18 protein-coding genes and 3 pseudogenes are annotated in these 13,734 nt (G+C 69.0%); 8 read left to right on the top strand and 13 right to left on the bottom strand.

Translation table 11 applies throughout. The features are described from left to right. Window positions 1-192: 192 nt before the first annotated feature. Both ACZ67Q_RS07515 and ACZ67Q_RS07510 read right to left on the bottom strand, forming a co-directional pair. Window positions 193-405 carry a hypothetical protein gene (locus ACZ67Q_RS07515; protein WP_471177624.1) on the bottom strand — a complete coding sequence of 71 codons (213 nt, stop codon included), beginning with the start codon at window positions 403-405 and terminating at the stop codon, window positions 193-195. A 141-nt stretch (window positions 406-546) separates the two neighbouring features. Next, window positions 547-930 carry a hypothetical protein gene (locus tag ACZ67Q_RS07510; protein ID WP_471177623.1) on the bottom strand — a complete coding sequence of 128 codons (384 nt, stop codon included), beginning with the start codon at window positions 928-930 and terminating at the stop codon, window positions 547-549. 382 nt (window positions 931-1,312) lie between these two features. Between ACZ67Q_RS07510 and ACZ67Q_RS07505 the strand changes: the two genes are divergently transcribed. Beyond that, a complete protein-coding gene (locus ACZ67Q_RS07505) occupies window positions 1,313-1,561 on the top strand; it encodes a hypothetical protein (protein ID WP_471177621.1) in 249 nt (82 codons plus the stop codon). 285 nt (window positions 1,562-1,846) lie between these two features. Further along, complete coding sequence (locus ACZ67Q_RS07500) at window positions 1,847-2,020, top strand: hypothetical protein (protein WP_471177780.1); 174 nt, start codon at window positions 1,847-1,849, stop codon at window positions 2,018-2,020. A 27-nt stretch (window positions 2,021-2,047) separates the two neighbouring features. Here ACZ67Q_RS07500 and ACZ67Q_RS07495 read toward each other — a convergent pair whose 3' ends face one another. Next, complete coding sequence (locus tag ACZ67Q_RS07495) at window positions 2,048-2,347, bottom strand: hypothetical protein (protein WP_471177618.1); 300 nt, start codon at window positions 2,345-2,347, stop codon at window positions 2,048-2,050. 160 nt (window positions 2,348-2,507) lie between these two features. On the opposite strand from ACZ67Q_RS07495, the gene ACZ67Q_RS07490 reads away from it, so the two are divergent. The 4 genes from ACZ67Q_RS07490 (at window position 2,508) to ACZ67Q_RS07475 (ending at window position 5,888) form a co-directional block, all read left to right on the top strand. Continuing rightward, the gene (locus tag ACZ67Q_RS07490; RefSeq protein ID WP_471177615.1) at window positions 2,508-3,017 is read left to right on the top strand and encodes a SigE family RNA polymerase sigma factor; all 510 of its coding nucleotides are present in this window, start codon (window positions 2,508-2,510) and stop codon (window positions 3,015-3,017) included. Window positions 3,018-3,077: 60 nt separating this feature from the next. After that, window positions 3,078-3,788 carry a hypothetical protein gene (locus ACZ67Q_RS07485; RefSeq protein WP_471177613.1) on the top strand — a complete coding sequence of 237 codons (711 nt, stop codon included), beginning with the start codon at window positions 3,078-3,080 and terminating at the stop codon, window positions 3,786-3,788. A gap of 220 nt (window positions 3,789-4,008) precedes the next feature. Then, on the top strand, window positions 4,009-5,685 hold the full coding sequence (locus ACZ67Q_RS07480; protein ID WP_471177611.1) for an LCP family protein: 1,677 nt from the start codon (window positions 4,009-4,011) through the stop codon (window positions 5,683-5,685). Between the two features lie 29 nt (window positions 5,686-5,714). Further along, a complete protein-coding gene (locus ACZ67Q_RS07475) occupies window positions 5,715-5,888 on the top strand; it encodes a hypothetical protein (protein ID WP_471177778.1) in 174 nt (57 codons plus the stop codon). Here the strand turns inward: ACZ67Q_RS07475 and ACZ67Q_RS07470 are convergent. The 9 genes and pseudogenes from ACZ67Q_RS07470 to ACZ67Q_RS07430 all read right to left on the bottom strand — a co-directional run. Further along, window positions 5,819-6,059, bottom strand: a pseudogene (locus ACZ67Q_RS07470) (helix-turn-helix domain-containing protein); the annotation flags it as partial. The gene ACZ67Q_RS07475 and the pseudogene ACZ67Q_RS07470 sit on opposite strands and share 70 nt — an antisense overlap. 438 nt (window positions 6,060-6,497) lie before the next feature. Continuing rightward, window positions 6,498-6,668: a transposase gene (locus ACZ67Q_RS07465; RefSeq protein WP_471177608.1), complete on the bottom strand. Its 171-nt coding sequence runs from the start codon at window positions 6,666-6,668 to the stop codon at window positions 6,498-6,500. Between the two features lie 179 nt (window positions 6,669-6,847). Beyond that, a complete protein-coding gene (locus ACZ67Q_RS07460) occupies window positions 6,848-7,585 on the bottom strand; it encodes a dienelactone hydrolase family protein (protein ID WP_471177605.1) in 738 nt (245 codons plus the stop codon). Window positions 7,586-7,992: 407 nt separating this feature from the next. Next, complete coding sequence (locus tag ACZ67Q_RS07455; protein WP_471177602.1) at window positions 7,993-8,229, bottom strand: hypothetical protein; 237 nt, start codon at window positions 8,227-8,229, stop codon at window positions 7,993-7,995. Beyond that, window positions 8,226-8,405 (bottom strand): hypothetical protein, encoded by a 180-nt coding sequence (locus tag ACZ67Q_RS07450; protein WP_471177599.1) that lies wholly within the window; start codon window positions 8,403-8,405, stop codon window positions 8,226-8,228. Before ACZ67Q_RS07450 ends, ACZ67Q_RS07455 begins: the two co-directional genes overlap by 4 nt. 222 nt (window positions 8,406-8,627) lie before the next feature. Beyond that, window positions 8,628-9,842, bottom strand: coding sequence for a beta-ketoacyl-[acyl-carrier-protein] synthase family protein (locus tag ACZ67Q_RS07445; protein ID WP_471177597.1), 1,215 nt, complete (start codon window positions 9,840-9,842; stop codon window positions 8,628-8,630). 201 nt (window positions 9,843-10,043) lie between these two features. Beyond that, window positions 10,044-10,214 carry a hypothetical protein gene (locus ACZ67Q_RS07440; protein ID WP_471177594.1) on the bottom strand — a complete coding sequence of 57 codons (171 nt, stop codon included), beginning with the start codon at window positions 10,212-10,214 and terminating at the stop codon, window positions 10,044-10,046. Beyond that, a complete protein-coding gene (locus ACZ67Q_RS07435) occupies window positions 10,163-10,810 on the bottom strand; it encodes an asparagine synthase-related protein (protein WP_471177591.1) in 648 nt (215 codons plus the stop codon). The genes ACZ67Q_RS07440 and ACZ67Q_RS07435 overlap by 52 nt, the downstream gene beginning before the upstream one ends. Next, window positions 10,791-11,009: pseudogene (locus ACZ67Q_RS07430) on the bottom strand (asparagine synthase-related protein); the annotation flags it as partial. The pseudogene ACZ67Q_RS07430 and the gene ACZ67Q_RS07435, both read right to left, overlap by 20 nt. A 329-nt stretch (window positions 11,010-11,338) precedes the next feature. Between ACZ67Q_RS07430 and ACZ67Q_RS07425 the strand changes: the two are divergent. Together ACZ67Q_RS07425 and ACZ67Q_RS07420 are read left to right on the top strand one after the other, a co-directional pair. Continuing rightward, window positions 11,339-12,337, top strand: a complete 999-nt coding sequence (locus ACZ67Q_RS07425) for a YdcF family protein (RefSeq protein ID WP_471177589.1) — start codon at window positions 11,339-11,341, stop codon at window positions 12,335-12,337. A 169-nt stretch (window positions 12,338-12,506) separates the two neighbouring features. Beyond that, window positions 12,507-13,200, top strand: a pseudogene (locus ACZ67Q_RS07420) (hypothetical protein). A 20-nt stretch (window positions 13,201-13,220) separates the two neighbouring features. Here the strand turns inward: ACZ67Q_RS07420 and ACZ67Q_RS07415 are convergent. Beyond that, window positions 13,221-13,727 (bottom strand): NUDIX domain-containing protein, encoded by a 507-nt coding sequence (locus ACZ67Q_RS07415; RefSeq protein WP_471177586.1) that lies wholly within the window; start codon window positions 13,725-13,727, stop codon window positions 13,221-13,223. Window positions 13,728-13,734 lie beyond the last annotated feature (7 nt).

Below are 13,734 nucleotides of genomic sequence, written 5' to 3'. Positions count from 1 at the left end.
GTGACTGGTTCCGGGTGCAGCCGTGACGGACGTCGCCCGGCGGGCGATGATCGTCCATCCAGCACCAGCCCGAAGGGTCGCCAGACCAGGGCGGATCAGTTGAGCCTCATTGTAAGTCGAATAAGACGATAAGGATGGAAGTAGAACGAAATGGGGATGGCTTTGTGGGTGAGTTACGAGAGCGTTGGTAGGTCAGGCCCACTGGCGGACCGCACTCAGCAGGACCGCGTACTCGCTCAGGGCTCTCCGGATGAGCAGGTACACACCTGCTGCGATCAAGACCATCCCCATGAGGATCAACAGCATCCCGGCAGCAATCAGAAAAGCTCCGAGAGCGACCAAAATCGTCCCGAGGATAAGCAAGATCATCCCGATGACGAGCAGAAGGGTAGCGAGGACGATCACGGCGTTCTCCTGTCTCCCCTCCCGACTGTGGACCCTCCTCGTAGCCGGTGCCAACACTTGTGAGATGACCCTGGGAATCGTGGGACCCCTCGCGTCCTGCATACCCCCGAGGGTCAGCGGCTTGATCCGCAATCGGCGAGCTCACATGAGGTCATGGCGTGATGCCCTGGCGGCCACAGAGGCTTGATCATCACCGCACACCCACGCCAGAGCCGTGCGAACCCCACGCAGGAAGTCAAGGCTGCCGGGCTGGTCATCAGGGATTTCGAGCAGGACAGCGGCCGCGTCCAACTCGGACATCAGCCGAGGCAGATCCAAGGTGCCACGGCCGCCTCGGCCGGTTACCGGGTGGTTCTCGATAGGTCCGAGCGCCCACTCGTACACCGCAGTCGCCCCGATGAAGAACTGCGACGAGCGCTCCGCACCGTCGACCGCGAGCTCGTCAAGTGCACGTTCGACTTCGGCGAACGGCCGCGCGCCCAGCGTCGTGACACCGCTGCCGTCCATGTTCTCAGGCAAAGTCATGCCCGCGACATTCTCCCTTCCCGGGCTCCGCCCTTCGGGTGGGCTCCCCCGGGATGCGGTGCCGCGCAGTGCTCACGTCGGCCGATGCCGGGGGGCCTGTGAACCAGGCCCCCGTCGGCGCGCCGGGGCGGTCGACGGCGGCACACGCTTCGGCCACTCCGTCTCCTTCTGCGGAAGAGGCAGACGTTGACGTCGCCTGTCTGCTTGTCATCTCAGCGGGCATACGGCGGTGAACCGGAGAGGACGATCTCCGGTCCGACATCGCCGCAGAACGTTGATCACGGGAGTACGGATGCCGACGGTTGTAACGGAGAGACCTGCCGAGTCGCCCGGAGACAGACCTGGGGACGGCCCGGGCGGCGGCGGGAGCAGTCGGTCCACGGTGCCACGCGGAATCGGCTGGTCCGCTCGGTGGATCAGCGCGCTGACCATCTCTCAGGCAGCGTTGATGGTGGGCGTCGGCCTGCTGATCACCGGCCCCGCCCATGGCCTGTGGCCCATGACGGTCGAGGACAAGGTCAACGAAGCCCTGGAGCGGATGCGCCCGGGCTCCCTCACCACCTTGTCATCTGCCGACCGAAAGCTCGCGGCGGTCACTGTGACCGCGAGTCACGGTCCCGTAGGGCGCTGACGCCGTTGGCATCGGCGAAATGTTGATAGGCATGAGCCTGGCGGCGTGCATCGCGAAGCCCGCGAGTAGCAGCCGCTTCGATCCGATGTGCTTCGGGACTGAGCGGTATTCGTCGGCGTTCTCGGCGTACAAGCACGGTCATCGGGACGGCCAGAATTGCCACCAAGGCTGTCAACGCCACAACGGCATAACCCATCTCTCCCCCATAATCGCCTCATACCGTCAACGTGATCGACGGACCGGCTACGCTCATCGAGGACCGCCCTATCAACCGTAGCCGCCTGGGTGTCCGACGTGAACGGCATGTTCCGGCATCCATTCTCGGCCGCGTACGCCTTCGCCCGCATGAAGACCTGGAAGATCCTTCGCGACTGCCGCCTGAAAGGCGATGGTGTCCGCCACGCCATGCTCGGCATCGCACGCCTACCTGGCCCTCACCGGATAGAGGCACGCCTGTGAGTGGTACGTCATGCGACGACTCGGAGATCATTTACGGGACAGGGCTAGGGCGGGGTGCTCGGTCTTGCAGGCGTCGGCGAGGGCGACGACGGTGTGGGTGACGTCTGCGGGCGGCTGGATCGTCTCTGCCTGTCGGAGGCGGGCCCTGGCCTTGTCGACGTCGTTGCAACGGCTGAGCTTCACCACCACGATGCGGTGCAGTGGACAGGGCTTGCCCGTGCTGAGCAGCTCCTTGTAGTGGGACGGTGATGTGGAGGACACGATGGGGTCCAGCCTGGAAGGGGCCCTCTTCTGCTGGTCCTCCAGCCCGGCGGTGACCGTGTCCATGATCCGCGGCCTTCACTTCAGCAGACCCTGACTGCTCAGGCCCACGCCAACGTCGCCGAGGGGAGGGTCGCCTGAGGCGTCCAGATTTCTGCTTCTCCGGGTGGGACGTAACCCTGCTGCCACAGCGTCTTCAGAGTGTGGACGACGAACAGGATCTGGGATGAAGCGCCGGTACGAAGAGGAATTCATGGCGTTCGCCGCTGCGCGATCCGCACCTCTGTTCCGCTCTGCATGTGTCCTCACCAGCGGTGATGTGCACCTCGCAGAGGACCTGGTGCAGGACACGCTGGGCAGAATGTATGCCACCTGGCGCAAGATCGGGCAGATAGACGACCCGGCGGCCTACACCCACACCGTCCTCGTACGGACCTACCTGTCCTACCGCCGCCGGCGCAGCAGCTCTGAGCAACCCGTCGGCACCCTTTCGGACTCCGATGCCGTCACCGAGCACGACGCAACCCTGCGGGTCACATTGCTCGACGCTCTCGGCCGGCTCTCCGCCCGGGACCGAGCCGTGCTGCTCTTGCGCTACTGGGAGGACCGGAGCGTCGAGCAGACCGCCGCGATCCTTCAGGTCCGGCCTGGCGCGGTACGCAACCAGAGCATGCGCGCGCTCACTCGGATCCGGGACCTTCTGGGCCACGACCTGTCCGAGCTCGTCAGCCCCTGACCGAGGTGCCGCGGCACCTACCTTGCCCTCTGCACCGACCCTGAAACGCGGTGACCCGCCATGTCCATCGAAGAAGACTTCGCCGAAGCCCTCCGCAGCACCCTCCTGACCTTCGAGCCGCCCAACACCCCGTCACTTGTGCAGGCCGGTGTCCTCAATGGCCGGCGCAGGCGGCGGCGCCGCGCCACGGCCATCGGCGTGAGCGGAGCAGCCGTACTCGCGCTCGTCGGGCTCGGCGCAGCGGCCGTTCCCGGACTGCTGCCCGACGGACGAACAACCCACCACACGAGCGGTCCGGCGTCCTCGGCCACAACCGGCTCGGCCACCGCATCCGCCACCCCGAAGCCGACCTTCACCGGCACGCTGCCCGCCGACCGCGCCATTGCCACCCTGACCGCCCTGTTGCCGATGGGCCTGACCCCCTCGAGCCCACCCGGCGGCCGGCGGCCCGGACAGCTGTGGGTGGACGACGGCCACGGCAAGTCACTGCTCGAAGTGCACGTCTCCCGGCAGACCTCCACCACCGCGATCCGCAGCCACGTCTTCGCCGGCACGACACCCCTGGCCGACGGAACCCTGATCCAGTCCCGGCAGGCACCACCCGGAGCGGGCCCCGGGCACGAGACGGTGAACCTCCTGCGTCCTGACGGGCTCTACGTCACCCTCATGCAGTGGGGGGCACCAAGCCAGAACGCCCCCTCAACCCGTTCTACGCCGATCCTGACACTCGCCCAACTGCGGGCCATCGCAACCAGCTCACAGTGGCAGTAACGCCTGCAGCAAAGCCGTGCCGCGGGGTGGCACGATCACGGCGGGCAGATCACCTCGGCGTTCAGCGACTGCTGTCTGGCCGCGCCCACGCCCACGCCCACAGGGTTCCCCGGTCAGGCGTCCCTCGCAACGAGCCGCACCAACCCAACTTGCCGTCCACAAGTCCCACTTACGGCTGGCTCCGTTAGCCGTCACCGCCTGAAGGTACGAGGAAGTTCTCATGACGCAGCCCCTCAGATCGCGGAAGCATGCCACCGGCCGGATCAGGGCCGAGAAGGCGGATCCGGCGGAGTTGGCCGGCGGTGGCAGGGCTGCCATGCGCAGAGCCAGCAAGAAGCCTGACAGAAGGCGCGCGCTCAGGATCGTCGGGCTGTTGCTGGGGTTCGTGCTGGTGCTCGGCGTCGGCACTGCCACGTACGCGTACTGGAAGCTGAACAGCAACATCAAGTCCGACGATCTGTCCGCCAACGGCAAGGACGGCGCCGGACACGAGAAGGTCGACGCGTTCGGACGCAGCCCGATCAACATCCTGGTCATCGGATCCGACGCCCGTGGCAGCGCGGCGGACTGCAAGCTCGGGGGCGCCTGCGGAACAGCCGGCGGCGCCCGCGCGGACGTGGAGATGATCGTCCACATATCGGCCGACCGGTCCAATGCCACGGTGATGAGCATCCCCCGCGACCTGCGAACCGACTGGAGCGGCTGCCACGACCCGGGCCACCCGAATATGCCGGCGCAGACCCGCGCGCAGATCAACTCGGCGCTGAACGGCGGCCCCGGCTGCAGCGTCGTCGCGGTGCACCAGCTCACCGGGATACCCATCGACCACTTCATGTTGATCGACTTCGCCGGCGTGGTGGCGATGTCCAACGCGGTCGGCGGGACGCGCGTCTGCGTCAGCAAGAACGTCTACGACCCCTACAGCCACCTGAAGCTGAAGGAGGGGTGGCACACGCTGAAGGGCAATGCCGCGCTGGAGTTCGTGCGGACCCGTCACGGCTTCGGTGACTCCAGCGACAGCCGCGGCCGGACCGACGCCCAGCACATCTTCCTCAACGCCCTCCTCAACCAGATGGAGAGCAAGGGCACGCTGAGCAGCCCGTCAAAGATGTGGGGCATAGCCAATGCCGCAACCAAGGCGCTGACCGTCGACAACAGCCTGGACTCTGCCAACAAGCTCATCGACCTGGCCCTCGACCTCAACAAGGTGCCCGCCAGCCGGATCACATGGGCCACCATGCAGACCCAGGACGTCGACCTGCCGGGAGGCGGATCCGAGACGCTGATCGGCCCGGGCGCCAAGGAGATGTTCAAGACCATCGCGGACGACCAGTCGCTCACCGCGTCCACCAGCAAGACGGGCTCCCCCTCGGCGTCCGCCAGCCCGCTCTCCGCCGCCTCGGTCGCCGTCCACGTCGAGAACGGCACCGGGGTGAACCGCCGGGGGGCTGCGATCGCCCAGGCGCTGATCGACCAAGGCTTCAGCAAGGAGACCGACTCGGGAAACGGGACCTCGTCCACCGCCACCTCGCTGACCTACCCGGCCGGGCGAAAGGAGCAGGCCCAGACGGTCGCCCAGGCGCTCGGCCTCCCGTCCAAAGCGGTCGAGCAGGGCACCGGTTCCCAGATCGTGCTGCTCATCGGCACCGATTGGACGACCGGCGACACCTTCCCCGGCGGCAAGCCGACTCCGACGCACGTCGACACCCAGGTGGCTCTGAACGGCTCACACCAGCAGACCGGCGACACCAAGAAGTGCGCGACGGTCAGCCCCTACAACGACGTCATCGGGCTGGACGCCAACGGTATGCCCACCAGCGAGGACCACCCGCCGTCCAGCACCTCCCCGACCGAGGCGTACGCCCTCGCCAAGAACGTGAAGGACTCTGCGCCGTAAGCCTCTGGGCCCCGGACACGGTCGTAGACGTGATCACGAGCTGGGAGCCCGGCTGGTCCGCCCGGATACGCCGCTGCTACAAGCACCTGATCGCCCGCAACCTCGATCGGTCAAGCCGAGGGGCGGCCGGCGGGCGCCGGGTGATCGACGGGGTCAGCAGCGCGTCTCCGGCGCGGACGAGTTGGACCGAGGCCACCAACTGATCGGGGGAGATGTACTTGAGCAGCGGCGACGACCGCCTCCGCTCCGTCAGCCGCCTCCGCCACGACGTCGATTCCCACCTCCCGCAGAATCAGCCGGAACCCGCCACGGACCAGCGCCTGATCACCGGCGCTGACGATCTTCATGCCGACAGAACCGCTCTCAACCGCCATCCGCCTTCCGCGCGCGGCCCCGCATCGAACGCTCCGCCGTATAGCGCCAGCCGCTCCCGCAGCACGAGCAGCCCCGACCCCACTTGTCCTCCGTGCCCGGGCCGTTGTCGCTGACCGTGATCACGAGTTCGTCACCCAGTGGATCGTCACGGCGGTGGCCGCGTCCACACCATGTCGCAGAACGTTCGTCAAGGCGTCCTGCACCACTCGGTAGGCGACGAGGCCCGCACCCGGCGGCAGCGGCCGCGGGGTGCCGCTGCCATCCAACTCGACCGGAAGCCCCGCAGCGGAAACCCGCTCGATCAGGGCAGGCAGTTTGTGCAGGCCGGTTGCGGGTGCAGGGGCAGATGCACGACCGAGCTGAGTTCCCCCTGCTCCGCCACCGCATCCTCCTCCGATGATCGCTACACAGCGCTACCACCGATTGCGGGACAGCCTTTACGAGCTCGTGCACCCGGAACAGATCCCGTTGATCACCGTCCTGTGGTCGGTCCATCGCCCGCCCCAGCGACCGGACTTCGGCAGATACGGCGCGATCCGCGCCCACTCGTCGTCTGTCAGATCACGCCGCCCCCGAGGGAATCGATGATCCCTAAACGGGGCAGTCACTCCACCAGTTCATCCACGACGCACACACTGGCAGAGCCCACCGAAAACGCCGCTTCCCGGCGCCCCGTGCAGGGCGTCCGTAGAGCACCGGCACCGGGAGGCCGTACGCGGATAACGACGCGAAGGGGACGGTCAGTGCCCGACGCGGACCAGGCCCGGCGCCGGCATGCTTACCTGGGTCATGCCTCCAGGTCCTCCGTCACGGGCAAGCACTCGGCGAGCAGGTCGACGACGTCGCGCCAGGCGCGCTGCGCGTGCCGTGGGTGGTAGCCGACGCCCGGGACTGTGGGGTGGTCGACCGGCGGGTGGTGGAAGGCGTGCAAGGCGCCGCCGTAGACAACGAGGCGCCAGTCGACATCCGCGGCCTGCATCTCAGCGGTGAACGCGTTCCGCTGCGCGGGCGGCATGATTGGATCCTCCGACCCGATCCCGGCCCACACCGGGCAGCGGATGCGCGCCGCCTCGCCCGGTCGGCCCGTGGTCAGTGCGTTGACTGTCCCGATCACGCGCAGGCTGACGCCATCACGCCCGAGTTCCAGCCCGATGGCGCCCCCGGTGCCGTAACCGATGGTGGCGATCCGGTCGGGGTCGGTCCGCGGTTCGGTGCGCAACACGTCGAGCGCCGCACGGCCGATGCCCCGCATCCGGTCGGGATCAGCGAGCAGCGGCAGGCAACGGGCCAGCATCTCCTCGGGGTCGCCCAAATAGCGCCCGCCGTGAAGGTCGAAGGCCAGCGCTACATACCCCAGCTCGGCGAGAGCATCGGCCCGGCGGCGTTCAACGTCGCTGAGCCCCATCCCCTCGGGGCCCACCAGGACCCCCGGCCGGCGGTCGATACCGGCCGGGAGCGCGAGGTGCCCGATCATCGTCAAACCGTCGGCCGGGTACTCGACCGTACGCGTCGTGATCGTCGTCATGAGACTGGACTGTAGTGATCGTTGAGCCCGGTTCGGCCGGTGCTCTGCCGCTGGCAGAACAGCGTCGTGAGCGAGGTGCGGTCACTCGCTCTTGACCACGTGCACCGTGTCAAGGAACGGGGCTTGTCGGCCGGGCCCTTCGTGTAGTCCAAGACGGTGATGTCCTGGGGGGTGCACAGGAGGCCGGAGCGCCACGCCGGTGAGGCGGGTCAGAACTTCAGGTGGATCGTGATCGGGTGCCGGGGATCACCGGCGCTGGTGTGGACGGTGCGCCGGTGCGCGGCGAGGCCGTGCGGCCCCGCCTTGGATCGACGGGTGGCAGGCGCGGCAGCCCTGCCACCACTTATCCCCGGCCGGGAGTTCGGCCGGGGATGAGCGGGTGGGGGTGCGGACCGTCGACGGCGCGGTCACGCGACCGCGTCCGCGTACTGCGCTTCCAGGTCCGCGCGGCCTTCGGGGTCGTCGTCTATCTCTACCAGCGATTGGGTACGATCGCGAGAGCCGTGCCGGTCGTCGACGTGCTGATAGACGATCACCTGCCGCCCTTGGCCATAGCGTTCGTCGCACTGTCGTCCAGAACGCCCCTGCCGGCCGCCACGATTCTCAGACGCATCGGAAATCGTTCGGGCTCGGCCACCGCTCATGTGGCGCGGTACTCCTTCACGGCCTGGGCGCGGTAGGAGAGTTTGGCGGCGTGGAGCCGGCTGTCGCCGTTGTCCAGCAGCAATTGCGGTTCGATGACTTCGGATCCGCTGCGTCCGCCGGGGAGTTGGCGCAACACCTGCACCTCTTGCAGACCGGACCAGTGATCTTCTTGCACCGTGTCGCTACCTGGTCGGGATGTTCCCCAGGGCGTCACACGTGCCCTGGTAGGACGTTTCGATATCGCACGCCGTATCGACTACGACAGTCCGGTTCTGTTTGCGCACATCTCCCCCTCACCGACCGATGAGACACACCTCGTGTCGGCTACATCACATTGGGCGAAAGTAGCGGCATGACGCATATGCCCTACTGGCGAGCACGCACTTGTGTGGCGGCGTCACCTGGTGAAGACGAGGCTGACGTTGTGTCCGCCGAAGCCGAACGAGTTGGCCAGGGCGGCGGACCACCGACCGGTGCGGCGTTCGCCGCGTACGACGTCCAGTTCGACGCGGGGGTCGAGTTCATCGAGGTTGCGCGTGGCCGGCACCGTCCCGTCCCGCAGCGCGAGGAGGGCGGCGAGAGCGCCGACCGCCCCGGAAGCCCCCAGCATGTGACCCGTCATGGACTTCGTCGCCGTCACCACCGCGTGCCCGCCCACCACGCGGCCGATCGCCTCGGCCTCCGCCAGGTCGCCGGACTCCGTCGAGGTGGCATGGGCGTGTACGAGGCCGATGTCCGCCGGGGACACTGCGGCGTCGCGCAGGGCGTATTCCATGGCGAAGACCTGGCCGTCGGCGTCAGAGGCCGTGATGTGGTCAGCGCTCGAACTCACGGCGCTGCCCGCCAGCACGCCGTGGGCTCGTGCGCCACGGGCCCGGGCGAACTCTTCGCGTTCGAGCACCATCATCCCCGCGCCCTCGCCCATGACGAACCCGGACCGCTTGACGTCGAAGGGGCGGGATACCGTCTCCGGATCCCCTGACTGCGGTGACAAGGCCTTCATCTGGGCGAACGCCGCGAGCGTGAAGGGATGCAGGCACGCTTCCGTCCCGCCGGCGACGACCACGTCCGCCCGTCCGGCGCGGATCAGGTCCTGCCCGAGGGCGAGTGCCTCCGCCCCGGACGCACAGGCACTGACAGGGGTCCTGGCGCCTCCCTTCGCGCCCAGGTCCATGCTGACCCAGGCGGCCGGTCCGTTGGGCATCAGCATGGGGACCGCGAACGGCGACAACCGGCGGACACCTGCCTGTTCGAAGACGTCGTCCTGTCCCAGGGTGGTGAGGACGCCACCGGTCCCGGTACCGATGACGACGGCGAGCCGCTCCGGTTCGACCTGTGGGGCACCGGCGTCCTGCCAGGCCTCGCGGGCGCTGAGGAGGGCGATCTGCTCACCGCGGTCCAGCTTCCTGGCCTGGGGCCTCGGGAGCAGGGAGGCGGGGTCGACGGTCAGCCCGGCCGCGACGTGCACGGGCAGATCTGCCGCCCAGTCCTCCTCCAGGAGGCGCACTCCCGACATGCCGTCCAGCAGCCCCGACCACGACGACGGCGCATCGGCCCCCAGGGGCGTCATCGCACCGACACCCGTCACCAGCACACGACCGTTACGGGTCACACGAGCCTCCCTATTGTTCGGATACTACAGATCGTTTGCATTGCCTCCTGACGATCATGCCAGTCCCGGGAAGGCAATGCTTGAGGAGAGTCGACCGCTTCGGCACGGAGACATTGTGCTCTTCTCACAACGCGCGGGTGCTGCGTGGCAGGCCGGGACCCGCCCGGTCGGCGGGCCCTGAGCCGGCCGTGGGCGGCCGGATCAGTCGAGTTTCAACGTCGGGTTGCGCAGATCGAGCCACGTCGCGAGGTCGAGCGAGCGTTCCAGCACGGTCCGTTGCTGAAGGCTGATGGCGTTCTGGTCCGCGTTCATCGCCTCGGTCAGGCGGTCCCGGCTGCACAGGGCGAGCGCTGCGTGGTCGTCTGCGAGCAAGTCGGCGACCTGCCTCTTGATCGCCGCCAGATACAGCGGTCGAAGGTGCTGGGGTAGCCGCTCTTCTTGCGGTCGGCGACGGACTCCGGCAGCAGATCACGCGCCGCCGCACGCAGAAGGCTCTTCTCCCTGCCGTCGAACGACTTCAGCGACCGCGGGGTGTTGTACTCGTACTCCACAAGACGGTGGTCGCAGAACGGGACACGCACCTCCAGCCCGGCCGCCATGCTCATGCGGTCCTTGCGGTCGAGCAGGGGCTGCATCTTGCGCGTCACGTTCAGATGGCAGACCTCCCTCATCCGCTTCTCCAGGCCAGTCTCGCCCTCCTTCTGCGGGACCTCCTTGAGGGCGCTGAGGTAGTGGTCCTGGATGTGGGTGCGCAACTCGAGCCTGCGGGAGAGGTCGTCGTCCAGGAGGCCGCCCGCCTCGAAGAGAGAGCCCTTGCCCGCGAGCCAGAGGAAGGTGTCGGAACAGCGCAGCCTGTCCTCGTGGAACCAGGGATAGCCCCCCGAACAACTCGTCCGCCGCTTCCCCGGACAGCGCCACCGTCGACTCTTCGCGAACGGCCTTGAAGAGCAGATGCATCGAGTTGTCACGGTCGCCGATCCCGTTGGGGACGTCCCGTGCGCCGACGGCCGCCCGCCGCACCTCCGGGTCGGCCAGCGCGCCCGCGTGCAGCACGATGTCCCGGTGCTCGCTGCCGATGTGCTCGGCCATCGCGTGCGCGTAGGGGGTGTCCCTGGTGGGGGCGGGGGCGATCGCCTTGAAGTTCTCCTCCTGGTCGGGGAAGTCCACGGCGAAGCTGCGGACCTCCGCATCCGGGGGCTCGGCCGGTCCAGAGGCGCTCTGATCAGCAAGATCCACTTATCCTGCGACTGTGGGCCGACCCCTCGCCTTCGCCGTCGCCGGCCCCGGGCGACGGCGTATCCCGCGTGTGCCGGCCTCCGTCGATGACGGCAACGTACGCCCGCCTACGGCGCGTCGCGGCCGGTCTGCGAGGATGTCGGGCGGCCGTCCGCGCCAGGTCCGCCGCGCTGCGCGAGCCCGGGAGCGCGCAGGCGGCGACAGGCGGGCGGGGACGGGCCCCGGGGCCCCGCGGGTGGGAGAGCGGAGTGGTGCGGGACGTGCCGGAGTACCCGGAGTACCTTGCCGCGGCGGTGTTCGCCGCGGGCGGCCTCGTACATGCCGTGCTGGCGCCGCACCGGTTCTCCACCGCGGTCCTGTTCTGCCTCGCGGTGACGTCTGCCGGACTCGGTGTGTCCGCCCGCAGCGCGCAGACCCACCACACCGTCGCCACCGTGCTCGCCGTCCTCGCCCTGCTCGGGGCGCTCGCGCTGGGCCTGCTCCTGCTGGTCGACGCCGTCCTCCTGGTCCGGCGCTACGGCCCGCAGACGCCGTTGCTCGCCACCGGCGCCGCCGGCTGCGCGGTGCTGGCGGTGCTCGGCCTCGACGCCGTCCTGTACGCGGTCGGCGGCGAGGTGGCGGGTGGGCTCATGGTCGCGGTGAACGCGGCCGCGGGATACCTCTCGCTGCTCTTCCTCGTCTTCACCGGGTACGTGATCGTCCGGGGGCGCAGCAGCCCGCCTCCGGGGACCACGCATGTCGTCGTCCTGGGCGCCGGGCTCGACGGCGACCGGCCCGGCCCGTTGCTGCGGCGCAGGCTGGAGCGCGCCCTCGCGTTCGACGCGCCCGACGTACCGGACACGGATCCTGTGACGTTCGTCGTCTCGGGCGGGCAGGGCGACGACGAGGTCGTCTCCGAGGCGGACGCCATGGCCGACTACCTGCGGGCCCGCGGAGTGTCCTCCGACCGGATCGTGCGGGAGGACCGCTCCGTCAACACCAGGCAGAACCTCCGCTTCAGCAGGGCCCTCATGGAACGCGCCGGTCCCGGCCACCGGGCCACGGTGGTCACCAGCGGCTTCCACGTCTACCGCACCACCCTGCTGGCTGGCCGCGCCGGCGTCCCCGTCGACGTCATCGGCGCGCCGACCTCCCCCGCGTACTGGCTCTCGGCGACCCTGCGCGAGTTCGCCGCCGTCCTGTGGCTGGACCGGATCCCGCTGGTCGGGCTCAGTCTGCTGCTGGCGGTGCCCGTGGCGACGGCGGTTTTCGAGCGCTGAGCGAGTCCTGCCCTTCGGCGACACCTTCCTCGGTGTGCCGGTGCGATGAGTTCGCCGCTCGTCGGCAGTCTCCCCTGTACACGCACCTCCGTCGGCCGAGCAGGGGCCGCGGCGCCTGAGGCGTGGCGGAGCGAGGGAGTCCACGACGCCCCAGCCGATTCGGCTGTACATGTCGATGTCGCTCGACGGGGTCTATCGCCGGGCCGGACGACCGGCCAGGTCAGGAGCTGGGGCGGGCGGCGGACGGCTCTTCGACTGGCTCGACGACCGGGAGTCCGACGGGCCGAGCGGCCAGGTCTACCGCGAGGCGCTGGCGACCGGCGCGCTGATCTGCGGCCGGCGCACCTTCGAGCTCGCCCGGGGCGGGCAGGGCGACCATCACGACGGCGTGCCCATCTTCGTCCTCACCCACCACGTGGACGTCGGTGACGAGGCACCCGGCCACGCGCGGTTCGTCACCGACGTCGACGAGCATGGCGGCCCCGAGCAGGCCGCCCGCGACGAAGTCACCGAAGAGGTCGGTCTCACCGTCACCCGCCTGCACCTACTGCTGGACCAGTGGCGGCCCAACCAGTGCCACCGCACGCCCAGCGGTCCGGTCGGCCACCACTGGTGGATCTTCCAGGCCGAGGCTTTCGGGTCACTGTGCCCCTCGCCCCGGGAGGTCCGCGCCCCCGGTGGATCCACCCGGCCCAGCCGCAGAAGCACACGCTGCGAACCGCCGCGCACGCCAACCGGTGCCTGGACTATGCGGAGTTCGAGCGCGAACCCGACCTAGAGCCAGTGTGGTGCCGCTTCCTGCACGACCTCAAGCTCGTCACCCTGCCTGGGCCGACCTCGACCGGATCGAGGCCGTCCTGTGAACGGCGGCCAGGGGCCCACCTCAGCGGGAGCCGACCGCCCGGCCGGCTGCCAGACGGCGAGCGTGCGCACGGATGCGCTCGCGGTCCTCGGGGAAGACACTGTCCCAGCCTGTATCCAGACGGAACCATGCCGCCGGCTGGTTCTGCTCCCCGGCGAGCGGCACGTCGCGTCCCACGATCGCGGCGTAGGACAGGCCCAGCGTCGGAGACCAGTCGGCCCGGTAGGAACGCACCGCCACAGCCGCCGGCTCGGGCAGCAACTCGGCGCGCAGACCAGTCTCCTCCAGCAGCTCTCGTGCCGCCGCCGCACGCGGCGCCTCGCCCGGCTCCGCCTTGCCGCCCGGCGGCACCCATCCGCGCACGCGGTGCTTGACCAGCGCGACGTGCTCGAAAGCAGGGTCGGTGACCCACACCTCGGCCGCCAGCGGCTCCATGGGATGCCGGCGGGCTTCCTCCAGCCAGGCCCGTGCACCGTCGAACTCCCATGCGGCGAGGCGGGCATCCGCAACAGCATCGTCCAAGATCACCTGACCG

It is taken from the genome of Streptomyces sp. NPDC036813 (assembly GCF_055609245.1).
The sequence above is the reverse complement of the archived record's forward strand: the minus strand, read 5'-3'. Positions and strand labels throughout refer to the sequence as shown.